This is a genomic window from uncultured Bacteroides sp. (genome assembly GCF_958445495.1).
Lineage (GTDB): Bacteria > Bacteroidota > Bacteroidia > Bacteroidales > Bacteroidaceae > Bacteroides.
On record NZ_CAUCSQ010000019.1, the window covers coordinates 34038 to 57117 of the forward strand.

At 46.2% G+C, this 23080-nt stretch carries 11 protein-coding genes; 4 read left to right on the forward strand and 7 right to left on the reverse strand.

The window, feature by feature from the left end; translation table 11 throughout:
• The first annotated feature begins 1 nt into the window (after position 1).
• From Q5076_RS08510 to Q5076_RS08520, 3 genes are read left to right on the forward strand one after another with little or no spacing between them, the layout of a single operon-like run.
• Positions 2–1879: a DNA topoisomerase IV subunit B gene (locus Q5076_RS08510; RefSeq protein WP_303012431.1), complete on the forward strand. Its 1878-nt coding sequence runs from the start codon at positions 2–4 to the stop codon at positions 1877–1879.
• Positions 1876–2346, forward strand: coding sequence for a pantetheine-phosphate adenylyltransferase (gene coaD / locus Q5076_RS08515; RefSeq protein WP_303012432.1), 471 nt, complete (start codon positions 1876–1878; stop codon positions 2344–2346). Before Q5076_RS08510 ends, coaD begins: the two co-directional genes overlap by 4 nt.
• Positions 2347–2404: 58 nt before the next feature.
• Positions 2405–3979: a S41 family peptidase gene (locus tag Q5076_RS08520; protein WP_303012433.1), complete on the forward strand. Its 1575-nt coding sequence runs from the start codon at positions 2405–2407 to the stop codon at positions 3977–3979.
• A gap of 171 nt (positions 3980–4150) precedes the next feature.
• Here the strand turns inward: Q5076_RS08520 and Q5076_RS08525 are convergent, their stop codons facing one another.
• The 7 genes from Q5076_RS08525 to Q5076_RS08555 form a co-directional block, all read right to left on the reverse strand.
• Entirely contained in the window at positions 4151–5473 is a 1323-nt protein-coding gene (locus Q5076_RS08525) for a glycosyl hydrolase family 18 protein (protein WP_303012435.1), read from the reverse strand.
• A 110-nt stretch (positions 5474–5583) separates the two neighbouring features.
• Positions 5584–7143 (reverse strand): BACON domain-containing protein, encoded by a 1560-nt coding sequence (locus Q5076_RS08530; RefSeq protein WP_303012437.1) that lies wholly within the window; start codon positions 7141–7143, stop codon positions 5584–5586.
• 30 nt (positions 7144–7173) lie between these two features.
• On the reverse strand, positions 7174–8820 hold the full coding sequence (locus Q5076_RS08535; protein WP_303012438.1) for a BACON domain-containing carbohydrate-binding protein: 1647 nt from the start codon (positions 8818–8820) through the stop codon (positions 7174–7176).
• 39 nt (positions 8821–8859) lie between these two features.
• Positions 8860–10533, reverse strand: a complete 1674-nt coding sequence (locus Q5076_RS08540; RefSeq protein ID WP_303012441.1) for a RagB/SusD family nutrient uptake outer membrane protein — start codon at positions 10531–10533, stop codon at positions 8860–8862.
• Positions 10534–10553: 20 nt separating this feature from the next.
• Positions 10554–13304, reverse strand: coding sequence for a SusC/RagA family TonB-linked outer membrane protein (locus tag Q5076_RS08545; protein WP_303012443.1), 2751 nt, complete (start codon positions 13302–13304; stop codon positions 10554–10556).
• A 24-nt stretch (positions 13305–13328) separates the two neighbouring features.
• Complete coding sequence (locus Q5076_RS08550; RefSeq protein ID WP_303012446.1) at positions 13329–15116, reverse strand: RagB/SusD family nutrient uptake outer membrane protein; 1788 nt, start codon at positions 15114–15116, stop codon at positions 13329–13331.
• Positions 15117–15126: 10 nt separating this feature from the next.
• Entirely contained in the window at positions 15127–18366 is a 3240-nt protein-coding gene (locus Q5076_RS08555; protein ID WP_303012448.1) for a TonB-dependent receptor, read from the reverse strand.
• Positions 18367–18976: 610 nt separating this feature from the next.
• Between Q5076_RS08555 and Q5076_RS08560 the strand changes: the two genes are divergently transcribed.
• Positions 18977–22924, forward strand: coding sequence for a response regulator (locus tag Q5076_RS08560; RefSeq protein ID WP_303012450.1), 3948 nt, complete (start codon positions 18977–18979; stop codon positions 22922–22924).
• Positions 22925–23080: the final 156 nt, after the last annotated feature.

The window sequence follows — 23080 nt, forward strand, 5'->3', positions numbered from 1 at the left end:
TATGGAAGAGAACGAATTGATACCTGTAGACAACAACAATGCAGTAGAGTACACTGACGACAACATCCGCCACTTGAGTGACATGGAACATGTACGCACACGCCCCGGTATGTATATCGGAAGGCTGGGCGACGGTGCACATGCCGAAGATGGAATCTATGTCCTCCTGAAAGAAGTAATTGACAACAGTATTGACGAGTTCAAAATGCAAGCCGGTAAGAAAATCGAGATTACCGTCGAGGAAAACCTCCGTATCAGCGTCCGCGACTACGGACGGGGCATCCCGCAAGGAAAGCTGATTGAAGCGGTCAGCATGCTGAATACGGGCGGCAAATATGACAGCAAGGCTTTCAAGAAAAGCGTGGGGCTGAACGGGGTCGGCGTAAAAGCCGTCAACGCATTGAGTTCCCGTTTTGAGGTGCGCAGTTACCGCGACGGGAAAGTCCGCATCGCCACCTTCTCTAAAGGAGAACTGCTTACAGACCAAACGCAGGATACCGGAGAAGAGAACGGGACTTATATTTTTTTCGAACCGGACAACACATTATTCCTGAATTACGCTTTCAAGCCCGAATTTATCGAGACGATGTTGCGCAATTACACCTATCTCAACACCGGGCTTGCCATTATCTACAACGGCCACCGCATCTTGTCCCGCAACGGGCTGGTAGACTTGCTGAACGATAACATGACAGCCACCGGGCTTTATCCCATCGTCCACCTGAAAGGAGAAGACATTGAAATCGCTTTCACCCATACCGGACAATACGGAGAAGAATATTACTCTTTCGTCAACGGGCAGCATACCACCCAAGGAGGCACGCACCAAAGCGCTTTCAAGGAGCACATCGCCCGCACCATCAAAGAGTTTTTCAACAAGAACATGGATTACACCGATATCCGCAACGGTCTGGTTGCCGCCATCGCCGTCAATGTGGAAGAGCCCATTTTCGAGAGCCAGACCAAGACCAAACTGGGTTCCACCAACATGGCTCCCGGAGGCATGACTGTCAACAAGTATGTGGGCGACTTCATCAAACAGGAAGTGGACAACTTCCTGCACAAGAATGCGGACGTAGCCGAGGTTATCCAGCAAAAGATACAGGAATCGGAAAAAGAACGCAAAGCAATTGCAGGCGTCACGAAACTGGCGCGCGAACGCGCAAAGAAAGCGAACCTGCACAACCGCAAACTGCGGGACTGCCGCATCCATCTCAACGACCCGAAAGGGAAAGGACTGGAAGAAGACTCCTGCATCTTCATCACTGAGGGAGACTCCGCAAGCGGTTCCATCACCAAGAGCCGCGATGTAAATACCCAAGCGGTATTCAGCCTCCGCGGTAAACCGTTGAACTCATTCGGGCTCACCAAAAAGGTGGTTTACGAAAACGAAGAATTCAACCTGCTCCAGGCAGCCCTTAATATAGAGGACGGCCTGGACGGACTACGCTACAACAAAGTAATCGTAGCTACCGATGCCGATGTAGACGGCATGCACATCCGGTTGCTGCTGATTACTTTCTTCCTGCAATTCTTCCCGGACCTGATAAAGAAAGGGCATGTGTACATCCTGCAGACTCCCCTGTTCCGTGTACGCAACAAGAAAAAGACAAGCTACTGCTACAGCGAGGAAGAGCGTATCAATGCCATCAACGAGCTAGGCCCGAACCCTGAAATCACCCGATTCAAAGGTCTGGGAGAAATTTCACCGGACGAGTTCAAGCATTTCATCGGCAAGGACATGCGTCTGGAACAAGTAACCCTGCGCAAAACGGATGCAGTGAAAGAACTGCTTGAGTTCTACATGGGCAAAAATACGATGGAACGGCAGAATTTCATTATAGACAATCTGGTTATAGAAGAAGACTTGGCATCATGAGAAAAGCAATATTTCCGGGTACTTTCGACCCCTTCACCATCGGCCATTATTCGGTTGTGAAACGTGCACTCACCTTTATGGACGAAATTGTGATAGGAATCGGCATCAACGAGAACAAGAACACGTATTTTCCCATCGAGAAGAGGGAGGAAATGATTCGGGAACTTTACAAAGACACTCCTCGTATCCGGGTAATGTCATACGACTGCCTGACCATCGACTTCGCACGGGAAGTCGGCGCGAAGTTCATTGTCCGGGGCATCCGTACCGTGAAGGATTTCGAATATGAGGAAACGATTGCGGATATCAACCGCAAGCTCGCAGGCATCGAAACCATCCTGCTGTTCACGGAGCCGGAGCTGACCTGCGTCAGTTCCACGATCGTACGCGAGCTGCTGACTTACGACAAAGACATCAGCCAGTTCATTCCGGAAGGAATGAAAATCTACGACGAGCCGCGGATATAGACAACGGGCAACTGAAAAAAAGAACGATGAATGACTAACGGAAAACAAGATGATAACCATGAAGAAGATTTACATACTCCTGGCATGTCTGTGTGCTGTCACCGCACAAGCCCAGAATTTCGGTTCGTCTGCCATGCGCAAATTGCAGATGGCAGAGTTCGCCATCTCCAATTTTTATGTAGACAAGGTAGACGAGAACAAGCTGGTAGAAGAGGCGATTATTAAAATGCTGGCGCAACTCGACCCGCATTCGACTTATTCGGATGCCGAAGAAGTGAAAAAAATGAATGAACCTCTTCAAGGCAACTTCGAAGGAATCGGAATACAATTCCAGATGATTGAAGACACTTTGCTGGTGGTGCAGCCGGTCAGCAACGGCCCTTCCGAGAAAGTCGGCATCCTTGCCGGCGACCGTATCGTAGCCGTCAACGACAGTGCGATTGCCGGGGTAAAAATGAGCACGGAAGATATCATGAAGCGTCTCCGCGGCCCGAAAGGTTCAAAAGTGAATCTGACGGTTGTCCGCCGCGGCGTACAGGACCCGTTGCAATTCACGGTAAAAAGGGATAAAATTCCTATCCTCAGCCTTGATGCCGCTTATATGATTCAACCGAAAACCGGTTATATCCGAATCAACCGTTTCGGAGCGACTACGGCCGAAGAGTTCAAGAAAGCCATGAAAGACCTCCAGAAGCAAGGAATGAAGGACTTGATTCTCGACTTGCAAGGAAACGGAGGGGGATATCTGAACGCAGCGATTGACCTCGCCAACGAATTCCTGGAACAAAAAGAACTGATTGTCTACACTGAGGGACGGACCGCCAAACGCAGCGATTTTTATGCCAAGGGCAACGGCGATTTCCGCAACGGGCGACTCATCATATTAGTGGATGAATACACGGCTTCCGCCAGTGAGATTGTCAGCGGTGCGGTGCAGGACTGGGACAGGGGTATCATCGTAGGCCGCCGTTCCTTTGGAAAAGGGTTGGTACAACGGCCCATCGACCTTCCGGACGGCTCTATGATTCGATTGACAATCGCCCGTTATTACACTCCTTCCGGACGTTGCATACAGAAACCATACGACAGCACGGCCGATTACAACAAAGACCTGATAGAGCGTTTCAACCACGGTGAGTTAATGAATGCCGACAGCATCCATTTCCCGGATTCATTGAAAGTGCAGACGAAGAAACTGGGACGTACGGTTTATGGCGGAGGCGGCATCATGCCGGATTATTTCGTGCCTATCGACACCACGCTTTATACGGATTATCACCGGAACCTGGTAGCCAAAGGCGCCGTCATCAAATTCACCATGAAGTTCATTGAAGAACACCGGAAAGAATTGACCGGCAAATACAAGAAATTCGAATCATTCAACGAAAAGTTTGTCATCAACGACGATATGCTGGCTACTTTGCGGGAAATGGGCGAGAAAGAGGGGGTGAAGTTCAATGAAGAACAATACCGGAAATCGGTTCCTCTTATCAAGACACAGCTCAAAGCGCTGATTGCCCGCGACCTCTGGGATATGAACGAATATTTCCGGGTGATGAATACGACAAACGAAAGTGTACAAAAAGCGTTGGAAATATTGAATTCGGACGAGTACCGGAAGAAGCTGAAATAGGGTATTCAATAAACAATCATAAGGCATCGTCTTTCAGTCCGGTGGACATATATACTTATCGTGGTGGACATATAGATACACGATGGTGAGTATATATGTCCACCGCGCTGTATCTATATGTCCACTAAACACTGTGTATTAACCTGTTAACTTTATCATCGGGTACACCCTTTAATCTGCCATATCCAACTCATCTGCAATGACATCCAACAGTGAGAATTCCGGACGGTCGTCATCATAACGCAAATCCCAAATCATGATGCCCGCCAAATCCTCCTCTTTCGCCAATTGGCATTTCTTCCTGATGGTATTCCTTCCGTTATACCATGTTCTACCGAAATTATCTTCATCCTTCATATCCGGACGGGCTTTCATGATATTGGCGTAAGAGATAAACGGATTAAGTCCCTCTTCTATGCCTTCCAGCCCATCCCAGGAAAAGCCGTAAAAAGGTACTCCCAATAACAGTTTAGACCTCGGTGCCTGCAAGTCATTCGTCCACAGTTCTATCGCTTTCACTGCCCCTTCATACGGCGAATGCTGGCCTTCTTCCTTTTCTGAACCGTTCCATCCTCCCAATCCATAGGCCATAAGATTGATGTAATCGACATATTTATGATATTCTGTCGTGTATAAAGGTTTCCAATAGTCAATCACCCATACCGCACCGGTAAGGAGCAAGTCACCTTTCTTCTCATAGAGTTCTTTCATGAAAGGCAACAACCGTACATTGCTTTGTTGACCCGAATATGCTCCTACTTCATAATCTACATCGATTCCATCCAAATCGTTTCTTTGGCAATATTTTATCAGGTTGTCAATCAGTTTCGTCCGTTTTTCCGGGGTTTCCAATGCCGTATAAAAAGACGTATTATTGTCTTCTCCCGGAACACTCATGATAGAGATTAAGGCCTTTACTCCTTTCGAATGGGCTCTTGCCGCAATCGCACTGACTCCTCCTTCCATAGCCCAGGTCATCTTCCTGTCGTCAAGTTCGCCATCGGCGGTTATATAAAGAGGAGTAATGATGATATGAGTCAATACATCCCATTTCAGTTCACGTTTCTCAGGATGATATTCACTGACGGGCAAATATCCTACATTCATGTATTTCTTCTTGATATATCCCTGATAGTCATTCAATATAATCTTGTAATCGACTTTCCGCCCTCCGGCCTCCAAAGAGAAAACGGCTTCTTTGTCCCACTGTTTGCCGACAAAAGTCTTGGGGTCGGGTTCGCCCATGACAACTCCGTCGGCCAATGTCCATTCCACGTCTGTGATGTTGGATGAATAATCGATTCCTCCTACTTTTATCACCTTCGATTCTTCATCAATCACCCCATAGTACTTGGTTTCATCTACAACCAAAGCAAAAGACTTTATTTCTTTCGCCTGTTCCGCCGAAAGGTTTGTCTCGCTCAAAGAGTCTGCGGCACAGCCGTTAAGCAAAACAAAAATGATGCTCATGTATAACAGCCAATTATTCTTCATAACCATGTCTTGTTTATTAATAGTTTATAAATGAAAGCCGGCAGCCGTTCTCACTGCCGTAAGACAATCCGCCGGCTTTGATTCTCACGCGATTGTTTCAGAGGATATCATTATAATCCGTCATTCCAATCAAGAGGTTTCTGATAGGTATATTTCTCAAACGTACATGAACCTGCGGTATCGAACAGCCCGAAGAAGACCTCGACACGGTTTTCTACAACCGCAGTCGGCCAGTCGAACGGATTGACGCCCGGAGTCGTCGATTCATACCTGCCCCAATGTTCAGTCATATATTCACCGTCAAACCACCATTCAATCTTGACTTGTCCTTCCTTGTCATAAAGCTTCACCGTAAGGACATGCGGTTGGGTTATATCGACATCTGTCTTATCATACTGGTCTTCCGTTCCGGGAGCCCAAGGCATGGTACGTGCATCCGCTTTCCGGGAAGGTCCCCGCAATATGAATGAAACCTCATTCCAGGCAGGCTGAGAAGTACATAGATTGATAAAAGGATTGGCATCGCTGCTCATCGATTTGAGATAGAAGCTATAAGTGCCGAGAGGCATGTTCGGCTGCGAACATTGCATGCCTCCGCTCATGGTCGCGCCTTCACTGCCGAAGGTCACGCTACCGGACCTCGTAACCCATTTTTTACCTTCCTCTTCATCGAACGGATATTCATCCGCTATAGGCTCATAGCCCTGTTTGATACTTATCGTCTTGGAGATAGAGACTGCTCCGCTTTCAGCTACCGTTTCTATGATAATATCGGCAGTCTTGAAACTGGTATTATTATTGGAAGAGACGTCGAGTATCAACTGCCCGTCGCCGTCCTGTTCTCCGGAAGGAGAAACAATCGTGTACCAGTCATCACTTTCATTTCCTTTTCTCGCTGTCCATTTACTATTGGATTTGACTGTGAAAGAAATCTCGCCGCCCTTCGTATCGACTCTGGAATAAGTTTCGTCGGTCTGCAGAACTATACCTTCCTGCACAATTCTGAAAGTAGCGGGCGGATCACTGATTTTCCCGTTCCGGTCTAGCAGGGTAACAACACATTCCCGTTGCTCTCCCCCGTTCGGAGAGACAGAAAGAGTGAAAGAGCCGTCATTTTCTCCGGACGTATTGCCTGCCACCTCCAACCACTCGGCATCTTCGGGAATACTGACAGACCATTTCTGATTCGCAGCGACCTTCATGACTGCCGTTTGCGCCTCATCTTTGTTGAAGTAAACATACCGGCCCTCTTCATCCTCTTCCACATCGACCCCCGTCTCCGGAGTCAACATGAGATAAGCCGTACCTTTTTGCAACACGACGAACTGGGTTCCGACCCAATAATCGCTTTGCACGGTGAGAGTGTCAGTCCGGTCGTCCAGACTTTCATTTTCCTTGCACCTCAGCGTGACGTCAAAAATTTCTCCGGGCGCCCCCTCTTCCGGCGAAATCATACACCAGTCGCTTTTGCCGTACACCTTCCATAAATCAGTCGATTTGACTTGGAATTGATACGTTTCGGTTCCTTTTGCCGAGAATACATACTTACTTTCGGGGTTGTATCTCAGGTCTACGCTTTTCATGTCTTGCTCGTCGTCGCACGAAGCCATAAGCAAAAGCATGCAAATGCATAGCTGGAATAAATTAAACATCTTTCTTCTCATAATCATAATCTTCTTTGTTTTTAATATTGAGAATGATTATTCTCCTGTTGTCTCTGCCGGTGTGTACACGAAAGATTCGATAGTGCAAGACGAACCGCTCTGGCCGACATTATCCAAACCGAAAGTAATCTGGCCTTTTCCTTTCTCGCCGGTTGCAATCTCGTCTAACAGGGTGACACCTGCAGCATCTTCCACTTTCAAAACTTTCTTATTAGCCTCATCACCATTGAAAATCCAGATAAATTCGGCATTGCTGTCATTTATTCTCTTGATTTCAAGTTGAATAGTATGCAGTTCCTTGAGGTCCTCTTCTGTCATACCGGTAGTCATGCTTGACCAATAACCGCCCGCTATCGAACCCCAATGAGCGTCAGCGCCTCCGAGAACAATACTATTTATCGCATTATCTTTATTAAAAGGCAACAGGAGATGCCAATTTCCCTTGGCATTTGCTCCCTCTCTCTGACAGTGGATTTTAAACATAGTGCCTTCACTTACATTTATATTGAGGTCTCTTACTTTCCAAACATAAGTTCCGTACGACCAATTATCTTTTCTAGTCTGTAACTTAACATTCGGCCATCCGTCCGATATTTTTTTAGCTGTTATGACAACTCCGCCTTTATACGTGTCATAATCAAAAACAGACTCGCATTTGCCATTATCCAATATATCAAACCCGACTTTCTGCAAAACGGATACAGTCTCACACAAAGTACCGTCAATGTAAACTCCGACTTCTACCATTCTCGGCTCTCTTGTATCCATACTGGGGGTATGTCCCAATTTTACCGTAAATGTTCCATCATCGTTCTTTACAACTGCAGCGTTAAGTTCATCCGGATTGACCAGACCTGCTGTCCACTCGACTCCAGTATTTACTCTGAAACTCTTACTTCCTCCCGCGAAATCGACTCTTTCTTCAGTTGTATCTCCTTCTTTGGCTTCTTCCGTTATTTCCAATGTAACTCCGTCTTGTTCGAGTGTAAAAGAATGTTTATCACCTTCGGCATTCTGGACGGTAATGACGCATTCTCTCTTTACGACGCTGTTGGGAGAAACGATGATTTTTACCGTTTCTTCGGTCACAGCCTCCCCCTGGCTTTTGCTAAAGCTTACCCAGTCTAAGGAGGTACCATCTTCCGCGGAAGTTGCCGTGATTGTCCACGGATAATTCGTTGTGAGCTTCAACAAATCTTTTCCATCCTGGTTTGTACCGGCAGCTTCTATCGTCTGGTACTTATTGGGGTCAGACGGAGATTTCTCCCATAACACTTCAACATCCAATGCTCCTTTAGCTGCCTGGACAACCTTTACGACATACTCCTGCCCGGTCCCCTCTCCGCTAATCGTCAAAGTGGCTTCCCGTTGTTCCGTAGCGGGATTGGCATTCACCGTAACAACAACATCCTCGCTCAACGAGCTCACGGCGCTTGATGAGGGAGATGCAACACATACGCTTTCGTCGCTGCTGGTTATCTTCCAGGGCACATTGCCTACGACCTTAAAATAAATGTCGGACGAAGCTCCGGAACCCACCCGGTAAGTCTCCAAGGCATCGGTTTCCACTTGGGGCGCAGCCGTATTCTGGGAATCGATATCCACTTCCGAACATCCGTTTCCTGCAAAAATCATCATCAGCAAACTCATGCTGTACAAAAAATTATAAGCAATATTTTTCATAACTTCTATTTGTTAAATTACGTATTTGAACAGTTGAAATCACCATCCTGTATTTTGAGGCAGTAGATTTCGGTTAATATACAACTCTTTCTGAGGTATGGGATACAGATTCATGCAATCTTTCCATTCTCTTCTTTCATACAGGAACTTCTCGTATGAATACGTATCGTCATCTTTCGTTATGCTCACTCCGTATATTTCCTTTTGCGTGTCTTCTCCTATCATCCATCTTCTCACATCCCAGAAACGATGGTCTTCAAATGCAAATTCAACTCTCCATTCATTCCGGAGCCTTTCTATAAACTCATCCTTATCCGTCGATGTCACATCCGGCATTCCGGCGTTTGCCCGGACTTGGTTCAATGCCTCCCGTGCGGACAATGTATATTGCGCATCTTTGTAGTCGGGATCACCGAAAGCCTCTACCATACTTTCCGCATAGGTGAGCAATGTCTCGGCATACCGGTAAATCACCCAGAAATGCAAAGCGGTGGTTTCCGCATTGGACGTGAAGTTGACTGTTTCCTGCAGATATTTCCGGATAAAGTATCCTGTCGGACTGCCTCCGCTAGCCAAGGGCAAGTCATCTTCCCCTCCTTCATATATGGCTAATTCGCGTCCTTTAAAGGTAGCGCCGTCATACAAGACTGTCTTAGCCAATCGGGGGTCGCGGTTCTCGTAAGGGGCAGACGGGTCGAAATCCGAATCTTCGGTAATCCAGCCGTTTTCTCCCAATGTCACGGTATATCCGTTTATCGTTTCAAAAGCATCGACCAGATTCTGCGACGGGAAAGTCGATGTTGCCGGATCGGAACGCTTGCCATTGGTAAACTGTATCGGATAGTTGTTCAACTCAAAGCTGGAAGATGTGGGGTTCATACGGAACAATACGACTTCTTTCGAACTTACATTGTTGGGCGCTCCTTCGGGGTCCAGTTGATATTTGTTAAGATTGATAAGGCTTAAAGCCGCACCGGCAGAACGTTTCCATTTCTCCGCATCGCCAGAGGGGTTATGCAGCTTGCTGGCGGCATACAACAATGCCTTCGATTTCACAGCCAATGCAAAACCTCTCGTGACACGTCCGGTCTCCGACTGATAAGGGTCTAACGGAAGATTGGGAGCCGCCTCGTCGCATTCTTTCACGATGAATTCGATTACTTCGCCAAACGGCGTTTTCGGCAAGGAATTGGCTTCCTCCGGCGTCATTGTATAAAGCGGCACCGGTATATCCCCGTACCTGCGTGCCAACTCGAACAAATAGAATGCCCGAAGCAACCTCGCCTCATAGGGGTAATATTTTAACATTTGGCTCCAGCTCGAATAGTTGGTGTCATACTTATACTTCTCAATATCGAACTTCGTATAATTCTCCAGAAAATTATTGGCTGCCCTAATCCCATCGTACAGAGACAGCATGTCATCCACAGTATTGGTAGCCGACCAGCTACCGTCATTGAAGGCTTGCACCACCGCATCGGCCTTTCCATATTCGGCGTCGTCCGAACCGCAATCACGCATGGCTCCGCTGACTGTTCCGAAATCTTGAGGCAGATAGGTGTACACGCCGTTCATCAGGTTGTTCACCCCCGACCAACCGGAATAGATATTCTCGTCTGTATTCCTGGCGTTGGTTTCGTCAAAATCAAGAAAATCGCAGGAGGCCATCACGAATGCAGATAACGGAATCCATAAAAACGTTTTTAGTCTCATATTCATCAGTCTTAAATAGTTTAAAATTTAACAGACAATCCTCCCCAATAACAACGTGTGGAAGGATAGACCACACCTATCGCTTCGGGGTCTGCAAACTCTATATTATCAGCAGAAAACAGGTTGGTTCCCTGAACGTACACAGTCATGCTCGTATTTTTCACCCATTTCTTGGGCAAGGTATAAGCGAGCCTCAAATTCCTCAACTTAAAATAAGAGGTGTCACGGTACCAAAGAGAGCTGCCTTGTGTATTATTCAAGCTTTTCTGGGTAGACAATACCGGCATGGTGGCAATATTCCTATTTTCGTAAGTCCAGGGGATTTCCCTGTCTAAATAGGTTCTTGTCATGGTTGCATTATCTACAAGCGGCTGATAAATAGGAGAATTCATTATATTGACGGTCGTTCCGGCCGCACCCTGGAAATCAGCGTTTATCTCGAAGCCTTCATAGGCTAAGCGAATGGAAGCGCCGTAATACACAGGCGCCAGGCTTGTCCCGAACATGCTGACAATATCTTTGCTGTCGATAACATTGTCGCCATTCTGGTCTTTGTATTTCACATCACCGGGCTTGACATCGCTGAATGTCTGCCTGGGGCTATTGTTGATATCCAACTGCGAATCGAAAAAACCGATTGCCTCAAGACCGTAAAACTGGCCGACCGCTTTCCCTGTACGATAAAGATAATCATATTCCTGATAACCTCTTTCGTCTTTTACGACTTCACTCTGCATATAAGAATAGTTCAATTTGATGCCATACTCAAATTTTCTTATCCGGTCGTTCCAGCTTAATGAGGCGTCGATACCTTTGTATCTATTTACACCCAGATTCTTACTGCCGGTAGTTATACCGACAACATCCGAGTTCAGGGAATTCGTATTGAGCAGAATATCGCTTCTTTCTTCATGGTAGGCATCAATGGATGCTCCTAACCGATTGCCGAAAGCTGCGAAGTCTATGCCCATCGTAACTCGTTTGGAGCGTTCGGCAGTCAAGCCGACAACAGGCAATGCGCTTTCGAAAAGCCCGGAGGCCGCTCCGGCATTGTTGCCGAAATAATAACTGCCGTCGTAAACGAAACCGCTCAACGCAAGTTCATGGCTGAGATTGCCATCCCAACCGGACAATCCGTAGGAGGCTCTGACTTTCAGCAGGTCTACCACCGGATTATCTTTCAAGAAGGATTCGTTCGACGCAATCCATGACAACGAAACGGCGGGATAGGTATTGAAATGTTCTCCTTTAGGCAAATATCCGGAACCGGAGTAACTGACTACCGCATCGACCAGGTAACGGTTATCGTATGAATAACCGGCAAGCAGAGAGGCGGACATTCGATTCACGGAGTTATTACGCCCTTGCGCCGAATAAGACCGTTGATTATAAAGCAGGTTACCGGTCACATGGTGTAAACCGAAATTCCGTTCGTATGCAAGCTTTGCATTAAAGGTGATAGCCGTATAAATGCTCTCTCTTCCTTGGGAATAACTCAGCGTTTCCGAATTTTTCCCGTAATAGATAGGATTCGACACCAAGGTTCCGTCTCCTAGAAAACTCCCGTTGGGGTCTACATATCTGTATTCTTGGCTGGAAGCATCTGTCATGACGCCGTTATAGTCGAACGCTACGGCCAATTCTGCCGACAGCCCTTTCGTAACGGCGTCTAATTCCTGGGTAAGCGTGAGGTCTGCGAAAAACGTCCCGAATGTTTTCCTCGTCACTCCTTTACCTTTCAACAATGCGACAGGATTGGCAAACATCGAATTGCCTCCCCATGTTCCGTCTTCTGCCTGCACGGGGAAAGCTGCCGAAGGAGTTTTATACAGTGCATCGAATACGGTTGTGGCATCGGCTACTCCGTTGGCTTCCTGAAGCCGTGCCAACATATTCATTTTAAAATTCGTCGTCGGCGTTATTACGGCATCGATATTGGATCTGACATTCAACCTGATATCAGTCGGAGCAATGCTATAACGCGAATCTACATCTTTTCCATTCAAAAGGCTTTCGTCATACGAATACATGGCAGCGGTATAGTACTTGAACTTGGAGGTTCCTCCCGATATGGCGACATTGAACTGGTGGTTGACAGCGGTGTTGTCGAACACTTCCCCCCACCAGTCCACATTCGGATACACATACGGGTAGTTTCCTGTTCTGAAAGCTTCGAGTTCCCGGTCCGAATATCTGGCAGCCAGACCGTCATTAGCCAAGGCCTGATTCAGCATTGTCCCGTATTCAAAAGAATTCAGAAACTGCGGATTCCTGAACTGGGTCGCTATACCGATTTGATAATTGGTGTTTACACGCAACTTCGATTCAGCTCCTCGTTTGGTAGTGATGAGCACAACGCCGTTGGCTCCTTCCACACCGTATAGCGCAGCAGCCACAGCGTCATTCAACACACTTACAGACTCTACTTCATGGATGTTCAGCATCGATATATCCCGTTGGAAACCGTCGATTAAAACAAGCGGAGTGTACCCGTGCATTGACAGAGATGCATGGTTGTTGCAAGGAATACCGTTTCCTTGCGAAACGTTGAGTCCCGCTATTTTTCCGAATAAGGCCTTTCCTAATTCAACCTCAGGTGAATAGTCGAATTCAGGACTTTCTATCCTTTTACTTGACAATGCACTCTGGTTTGCCTTTTCAGTTATGTTATAACCTATGCTGATGTCTTTAACGGCTATCGAGTCCGCCTGTCGAGCCGCCGATGGTAAAGCACAAACCGTTATTATTGTGGCAAATAATATTTTTTTCATAATTCTCCTTTTTTATCCCCGATATTACCATCCGGGATTTTGGGTCATTCCATAATTTTTATTTAACTCCGTCACAGGTATGGGGGATAGATACCATTTAGTATCCCAATTGTCGCACCAGCTTCTTTTACTCAATTCTATCTTTTTATAAGTAAAAGAGGTAGGAGCTGTCGCTTTATCGCCCCGTGAGGACAAACCATACAGTGTTTTGGTGAAATCCGCTTTCCGCCCGTGGCGGACCAAATCATACCATCTCACCTCTTCCATACCAAGTTCCAACGCTCTTTCCCGAAGGACGGCTTCTTTGAACTCATCTTTAGACATCGTTCTATTTATCGGCGACAAGCCCGCCCTATCACGTATTTCGTCTATGATATCATACGCCTGGGCAGTCGGTCCATCGTTCACTTCATTCAACGCTTCGGCATAACTCAACATGACTTCAGACAGGCGAAGTATCGGCCACTGCACCGGACGATTGGCACGCTGAGAGGAATTTTGCAAAACAAACTTCATAAACAAGAAACCGCTTCCGGTCACATAACTCGGATGGTTGGTGTAAATAGGGGCTTGTGTACCGTCATAATAGGTATCTCCGGGCACTGCAACCGTTTCATACAAACGCGGGTCGCGTGCCTCCACCTTTACCCCTCCTTCTTCTTTCCAGAAAGGATCTCTATCCGAACAGTTTTCCCAATCAAAATCCGAAGGGAAATCTTCGCCGTCGCTCCAAGGGAACATGTCTACATAATTCAGGGTCGGGGCGGAATAAAACCGCTGTGACAAATACAGTGAATGTATATCTTCGCCATACCCCATACGGGAAGAGACCAGGACTTCGGTTCCTCCTCTGTCATAATAAGCAGACCGGTAGGCTTCTCTTTTATCCTGCATGGAGTTTTTATCTACAGGCTGGGTAAGCCCGTACTCCCCGTTGGCCTTCCATTCGGTGTAAAACGCTTCTCCGGCAGCTTTTGCGGCTTCCCAACGCGCCTTTTCGTAATTTCCATAGCAGGTATATGTATCGGCTGCGGGATGATACGGCTGGTCGGAATTAAATGTCGGACTGGCGGCAAACAACAACAGGCGTAATTTCAAGCCTATCGCTCCCGCTTTGTTCATGCGTCCGTCATTGGATTCATCCCATTTCCAGGGAAGATGGGGAATGGCCTCATCCAGCAACGCCACGATTTTGTTCACGCTTTCTTCAAAAGTAAGCCGGGGAAACTGCATGGTTTCGCTTATATCGATTTCATGGTCAATCCAGCATACTCCGCCCACATTGCGCAACATATCGATGTAACTGGCAGCTATCACGGTTTTCGCTTCGGCCGCACGTTCGTTTTTCTCGTCTTCCGTCATGTCCGGGACTTCGTTTATATGGGTTATATAAGTCCATCCGTAACGTATGGCAGTCCAATCCACTTCGTCCCCCCACCGATAGGCTTCGCTTCCTTGCACTGCACTGCCCACATTCGCACTCAGCGCTCCGTTATAATATAGATTCCTGGCACCATTACTGTTGCTTTCGACGAATGATTGCGACAAATCGGTTATGTTTTCCAAGACGGTATTGCCCAACTTGTTTCTGGATGTTCCTTGGTTGTTCAGGAAAAGTCCGTAAGGAAGGCAACTGTAGACCTTTGCCAAAACGGTTTCCGAAGTTGTTCGCGACGAGAACATATCTTTTATGTCGGCGCCTTGTTTCTCCGGCTGCTGGTCTAACAAAGCATTTCCGAATTTCAAATCGGAACAACCCGTAATGGCCGAAACAGCTAGGGAAAGGCTTATTATTCGATATAATTTCTTCATAATCTATTATTTAGAAGTTGACAGTTAATCCTAAATTATATAATCTCACCATGGGATACACTCCTCCCCCGGAAGTAATCGTCTCAGGATCGAGAATATCCAGCGGCGAGAATGTAAGTAAGTTGTAACCGCTCAGAGTGAAAACAAGCGAATTGATTCCCAGCTTATTCCGCAGCTTCGAGTGTCTCAGGGTGTAGGACATGGACACGCTCTTGAGACGAAGATAGGAGGCATCCCGCAACCACAACGTAGAGTTTTCACTGTTCCAGCTCTGTGATGCCGTAGCAGGACGAGGCAACGTCCCCGACTGATTATAAGGAGTCCAGCAATCGTCTACAAAATACTGTAGCAATCCGCGTCTTCCCGAATCGGTAAAAGGAATCCGATAGGCTTTGTCCAGCATTTTATCCACATGGGTAGCTCCTAACCATTGCATTGAGAACGCAAAATTCTTATACTCAAAACCGGCATTCAGGTCGAACATATACTCTGGCCGCGTTGAATATCCGGTTGTTTCCCGGTCACTGGAATCGACGATTCCATCTTTGTTCAGGTCTGCATACATCGCATCGCCCGGCGCTACGGTTACATAGGGCTGGGGGAATTCCGGCTTTAATTTGAGATTCCCGCTCCCGTCATCTATAAAGTCGGAGTATTGATACAACCGCTCAAAACGGTATAAGCCAGTCTGCCTTCCCGTAGAACCGCCGGTCTGGTCCATATAACTATATTCATTGGGCACTTCATCCATATAGACGATTTTGTTTTTCGAATAAGAAATATTTCCCTTCACATGATAACTCCAGTCATCTATCTGGTCCCGCCATCCCAATGATAATTCATAACCGTGATTATCCACTTTACCGAGATTCATGTTTTGTAAAGTCATAGCAATAATCGACGGTGTGGAGTTCGGGGTAATAAGGATATCTTTACGGTGTTCCATGAAATAATCTGCCGTGACGGAAAGCCTTCCGTTCAGAAATCTCATATCGATACCATAATTCTGCTTGTCGGCCGTTTCCCACGTGATGTCATCATTGCCCAAACTTCCCATCTGATAGATAGGCGTTCCGTTGGTATTATATACTCCAAAACTGTAAGTGCCATTCTGAGACCATACCGCAGGCATATACATGAAGCGTGCGGAAGTACCGACGTCACTACCCACACGTCCCCAAGAAACACGCAACTTTAAATAATCGAATACTTTCTGACGTTCCATGAACTTTTCCGCACTTATCACCCAACCGGCAGAAAACGACGGGAATAAACCGAACCTCGTTTTTCCGGGAGCGAAGTTCTCGGAACCGTTATATCCCATATTTACATCAAGCAGATATTTACTAAGGTAATCGTAAGTGACACGTCCCACTAATCCGACATATCCGCGCGGTATATATACATAGTCGGCCGATTTTCCCGTAGCTGTCATCGGATAATAGTCCCTGGATTGATTGTACAGTAACAATCCGGAGAGATTATGGTCACCGAATTTACGGTCATAATTGATTTTGGCTTCTATGTACCAGTTACGGTCGGCACTGTTATATTCACTGTAAGACAGGGGGATATTACTTCCTAAAGGCGTATATACGATTGTTTTGTCATAGGAAGGATCGGTGGGAAGGATGGAACTGTCTTCCAGGAATGTCTTATAACTTGCCTGCTGGTAGGCGACACCTCCCCCTGTCCTATTTTTAGTTAAATTGAAACGGTTGTCGTATGCTCCTTTTATACCTATTGAAAGTCCTTTTGTTATAAAATCTAATTTCTGAATCAACTCCAAGTCCATGTTCAGTTTCATCTTGGTTTCCTGTTTATATCCATAACCTGCAAACGGATAGAAACCGTCACGCAACGGGTCTCCTTGTAATGCTGCGGGCAACATGCTTCGATTGACAATTGTCCTGACACCATTCACAAGCCCCGGACTGGCAAATGGTTGCGACCAGGTTTGGGCATATGTCCAGGGCGATTCGCCGTTCACGCTGTTAGGCTCTTGTGTCTTCCCGACATTACCGCCGATATTGATTTTTATTGTCGTTGTTTTAGTGGGAGTAAAATCTAAGTTGGCACGATAATTATATCTTTCAAACCGATAGTTGTTATCGTAAGGAGTGTACAACCCCTGTTTGATGATACCGTTCTGATAGAGGTATCCAATCGACACGAAATATTTGACTAAATCGGTTCCGCCGGTGATATTCACGTTATTCTTGCTTTGCAGCATAAAATCGTTGAACATATAGTCTCCCCAATCCGTACTCGGATAGAGAATCGGTTCGGAACCGGTACGGTATGCCTCCACCTGTTCTTTCGTAAAATACATTGTGGGATCTGTTACCCCGTCAAGCTGTTGCCTCAAGTTGAAAAACCTGGCATAGTCATAACTATTGGTCTGCTGGACTAAGGCAATAGGTTGCTGCAAACTCAACGAACTGCTTACCGATATGGAGGGCTTTTCCGTAACGCCTCGTTTTGTCGTTACAAGAATAACTCCGTTGGCACCCCTCACACCGAACACCGCAGTGGAAGAGGCATCCTTCAATACGGAAACAGACTCGATTTCGTTAGGGTCAAGAGAGTTGAAATCACGCTCGATACCATCTACCAGAATCAATGGTTTGGAGGCAGCATCCGTCAACGAACCTCCACCGCGCACATAGATGGAAGCTTCGTCCCGTCCGGGTTGTCCGGTTGTCTGTACGCTTGTCACACCCGGCATGCTTCCCGCCAACAGGTTCGTGACACTTGCCACAGGAATTTTTGTCAACTCTTTGCTCGACATGGTAGACAATGCACCTGTCACGGTCGCTTTGTCTTTCGTTCCATAAGCAACTACTACAACTTCGTCCAAGGCCTGCACATCTTGCTTGAGTATTATTTTCAAGAATGTCTGGTTGTTGATTGAGACTTTCCGGGTTGAATATCCGACATAGGAAACCTCCAACACGGACTTAGCCGGCGCCTCTATCTGAAACTTTCCGTCGATATCCGAAATCACTCCTTGCGAGGTTCCTACGACTTTAATAGTCGCCCCGATGATTACCTCCCCGTTCTCATCTTGGACAACACCGGTTATTTTCTTCTGGGTCTGGTCGTATCCATCCTTTCCGGCCGCAGTCTCAGAGAAACGATTGGCCGTGTTGGACGGAAGGTAACTACTTTTACTGTGTTTAGAAGCCTGCATAGAAATAGGAACCGTAGTCATAGTCACTATCCAAAGGGCTAAAATGTGAATTTTCATATAACTTCTCATTATAAATATGTTTTCTAAATACGGGAAACATCCAATCTGGATTGGATTGAAAGGATTATGATGTATTGGCGGAACATGCCGATTGTATCGGACTATTTATACTTTCCGTAATATGACAAAAGGAAAAGACAACGATTTTTCCCGTGTGCAGTGCCGGGGGGTAATGATTTAAAGTAAACATTTATCAGGTTTAAATTAGTGTTTTTATGATAAGGCCTTTTCATAATTCAGAGCCAAAGATGAGGATATTTCATTTTTTTTGTTTCCAGTAATATCTATTTTATGTCCATTTTTCACTAAAAGGGAATTTTTAAACATTTGATAATCACATTTGGAGGCTGTTGTCCGTTTACCAATGTATTTTCATGTTGAATCCAACGGAGTCTTGCTATGTCTTTCCCGCTTATCCAAGTGTATTGCAGGGGAAGGAAACCCGTCCGCCATTGTCCGGCTCTGTTCGGGGGAATTTTTCCCAGGGATGGGAAAAGGCCTGAAAGGAGACAAACGGTGTCTTTCGGTCGGGATATTTAACGGTTTTTTTGAATCGACGTTAATTTTTTTATTTTATATTTGTGCCATGTTAAAACATCTGACCATTATGAGGAATAAATCACCGTATCGCCATATATGCCTCCTTTTCATTTGTTTCTCCGCCCTCATTTCCCAGGTATATGCCAAAGCCGGTTTCAGTTATGCGAAAATCGGCATGCATCAGGGAATGCCTTCCTATATAAATTATGTTTATGAAGATAGCGGCGGGCTGATTTGGTTAGCGACGGCAAACGGGTTGGCGCGTTATGACGGAAAGGAATTGAAACCTTATCCGACGTTCGTACCGGACAGCATTTTACATAATAAACAAATCATACAGGTCATCGAGGACGAGAACAAGCAATTGTGGATACTTACCTACAACGGGATTGCCCGGTATGACAAAGCATGCGACTGCCTGACCCCGTATATGCTTGAAGGAAAGACTATTCTGGCCGGAGCTGTCTGTAAGACGGAAGACGGACTGATTTTCGGAGGGAGAGGCAAGTTATACCGTTATTTCTATCGCTCCGACGAGATGGAGGAAATACGGGTTTCACCAGCTACAAACGATTTCTTTATCGAACGGATGCAATTCTGGGACAGGAACACGTTGATATGTTCCGACAGGAAAAACAATAAATTATTGTTGTATGACATCAATGTGAAAAACCTGCAGCCTGTTCCTTTCTCAGAAACAAATATTTATGCGGATTTGTGTGTAGACGGCAACGGTCATCTTTGGCTGACGGATTATAACAACGGCATAAAGAAAATATCGAGAACCGGAGAGGTGCTCGCCCATTACACCACACGCAATTCAAAATTGAGCAGCAATCTGGTCTTATGCATAACTTTGATTGACGGGAAAATATGGGCCGGGACAGACGGCGGGGGAGTCAATATCATAGACCCCGTAAACGGGCAGGTCGATGTCCTTGAACATGAGTCGGGAAATGTCCATTCTCTCCCGGTTAATACCATTTTGCATATACATCAAAGCAAAAACAATAATATATGGCTGGGGACTGCCCGGGGCGGTTTGGTGAATGTCCGCAAGACTTACATGAAAACGTTTTCAAGCGTACCTCTACGTAACGCGAAAGGCCTGAGCGAGAATACGGTATTGTCTCTCTTTCAGGAACCGGGCAGTGAATTTATTTGGATAGGCACGGACGGCGGAGGCATCAACCGGCTCGATACCGGCAAAAACGAGTTCAAACATTATCCGGGTACATGGGGAGACAAGATAGTCTCCATCTGCGGCTATTCTACGGACGAACTGCTGATTTCGATTTATTCGGAAGGATTTTTCCTTTTCAACAAGAAAACCGGGAAAAGAAGACCTTTTTTACCTCTTCGGTTCAAATCGGACAATTACATAAAATACAGCCGGAATTCGTCCAATGTATATAACGAGACCGCAAATACGATTCTGTTGCTGACTAATCCTGTCATTCGCTATTATCAGGCGGACGGACGGATGGAAGAGGTGGAGAATAATTTACCTGTCATTCCGCAAAGAATGATTTGCGCAATAGGCAGTGACGAACGTTTTTCCTATTTTCACGATACGCAGACTATTTATAAGCTGGAAAAGAAAGGGAAGGACTTATATCCGGTATTCCATTCCGATACGGCTTATTTCATCAACGCTGTCGCTTGGGACAGGAAAGGGACATATTGGATTGCGAGCAACAGGGGACTGTATGTCTATCAGGAAGGAGGGAAACCGACTCGTCTCGGCGACTCCCTGTTTCAGGAAACCAAGTCTGTGTTGTGCGATAATAAAGGAAATGTCTGGATAGGGGCAGGGCAGAATCTTTTCTCTTATCATCCGCGAGAACAAAAATTCAGGCTTTACGGGGAATCGGACGGTCTTTCCAAGAATGAATATCTGTCTAAACCTGTTTTGCTGGCTAACGACCAGAATATCTATATGGGAGGTGTCAACGGATTGCTTTGCATAGATGCCGATATCAAGGATTTGCAGCAGACTGAAGATAAGGACTTGCCTGTCCTTCTGATGGATTTCTTTGTGGGCGAAGAAAACAGGATGTATGAATTGAAAAACGGGAAAATCGTTCTGCCTTGGGACAGCCGCAACATCAAACTGCGTTTCCTGGTCTCAGGCGACGATATCCTGCGCTCCCGTATGTTTCGTTACAGTCTGGACGAGAAATATGCAAACACCTTGACAAGTTATGACACCGAACTGAACATATCCTCGCTCGTGTCGGGTTCTTATCCGGTTTGCGTCAGCTATACGAAAAAAGACGGGAGGTGGTCTGCCCGCCAACAGGTACTGACATTGGTCGTCTTGCCTCCCTGGTACAAATCCTGGTGGTTTATCGCCATCATGGGAATACTGTTTTCAGCGATGTTGTCCGCCGCTGTATTCACAATTCTCCGCAGGAAGTCCAACCGAGTCAAATGGATGATTAAGGAACATGAACGGCAGATATATGAAGAGAAGGTACGTTTCCTGATTAATATCAGCCACGAGCTTCGCACGCCTCTGACTCTGATATATGCTCCTTTGAAAAAGATGGTTGATTCCATTCAGCCGGGTGACAGTCATTATAAACAATTGCTGATGGTTTTCAAACAGTCGCAGCGAATGAAAGATTTGATTAACATGGTGCTTGATGCCAGAAAGATGGAAGTGGGGATGGCAAGGCTGAACATGGGCAGTTATCATCTGAACCGGTGGATAAGGGAAACTTGCGTCGATTTCATTGATGATGAGGACAATAATACCGTCATTTTCGACTATACACTGGACGAACGGATAGGGAATGTGACTTTCGACAAGGAAAAATGTGTTGTCATTCTTTCGAATCTACTGGTTAACGCTATCAAGCACAGCCCCGAACGAAGTGTTGTCACCATCCGCACCGAACTGTCCGATAATCGGCAAAACGTAAGGATATCCGTTTCCGACCAAGGACCGGGACTGGAAAACGTAGATACGGACAGGCTTTTCACACGTTTCTATCAAGGGGACAACGAACAAGGCGGAAGCGGCATCGGCTTGTCATACGCCAAGATACTGGTTGAGCTGCACAAGGGGAAGATTGGTGCTTATACCAATCCTTCGGGGGAAGGGGCTACATTCTACTTTGAACTTCCTGTGTCACAGGAACAAAACAACCCGATGCCTGAAAACAAGTCTTATTTGAATGAATTGCTTTCTTCCCAGCCGGCAAATGATATCGATATTCCCGACCAAGGGATTATAAACTCCATTAACCCCAAAGAATATACGATTCTGGTAGTAGATGATAATATGACTCTCGTGAATTATATCGCCGATGAGCTGAAGGGGGTTTTTAAACGGGTACTGACGGCAAATGACGGCAAAACGGCTTACCGGATGGCTTGTGACGAAAAACCGGATATTATCGTCAGCGATGTCATGATGCCAGGCATGAACGGGTATCAATTATGCCAGACCATCAAGGAAGATATCAGCGTGAGCCATATTCCCCTTATCCTGTTGACGGCAAGGAGCGATGATGCCAGTAGAAAATACGGATACATGCTGGGGGCGGACAGTTATTTGGAAAAGCCGTTTGACATAAGCCAATTGACGGGCAAGATATTGAACAAGCTTTACAACAGGATGCAAACCCGGAAACATTACCAGCAAGTGGGTATTTATCTTGCACCTATCGAAAACGACCTTACCAAGACGGACAGCCTTTTCATGGAGAAGCTGAATAAAACGATTGTGGATAACTTGGATAATCCTCAATTGAACATTCCTTTCCTTTGCACCCAAGTGGGAATGAGCCGTGCTTCGTTATATAATAAGCTGAAAGCCATTGCCGGTATGGGGGCGAATGATTACATCAATAAAATCCGTATCGAGCAGGCCATAAAACTTATTAAAGAGACTGATTTGAACTTTACGGAAATTTCCGAGAAGGTCGGCTTCGCTTCTTCACGATATTTCAGTACGGCTTTTAAGCAATATACGGGAAAAACTCCGACACAATACAAGAAAGAGTGATGCTTGCAGGACAGGATATTCTCTCTGTCGGAAATGAAACATTACGCCCGCCCATCGCTACGAAAGCAATGGACGGGCACATAAATATACCGTTTTCTAAAGGAAGCGAAACAGAAAGCGGAGTTTTATTTTCAAGACTTTCCCGTATAAAAAAGA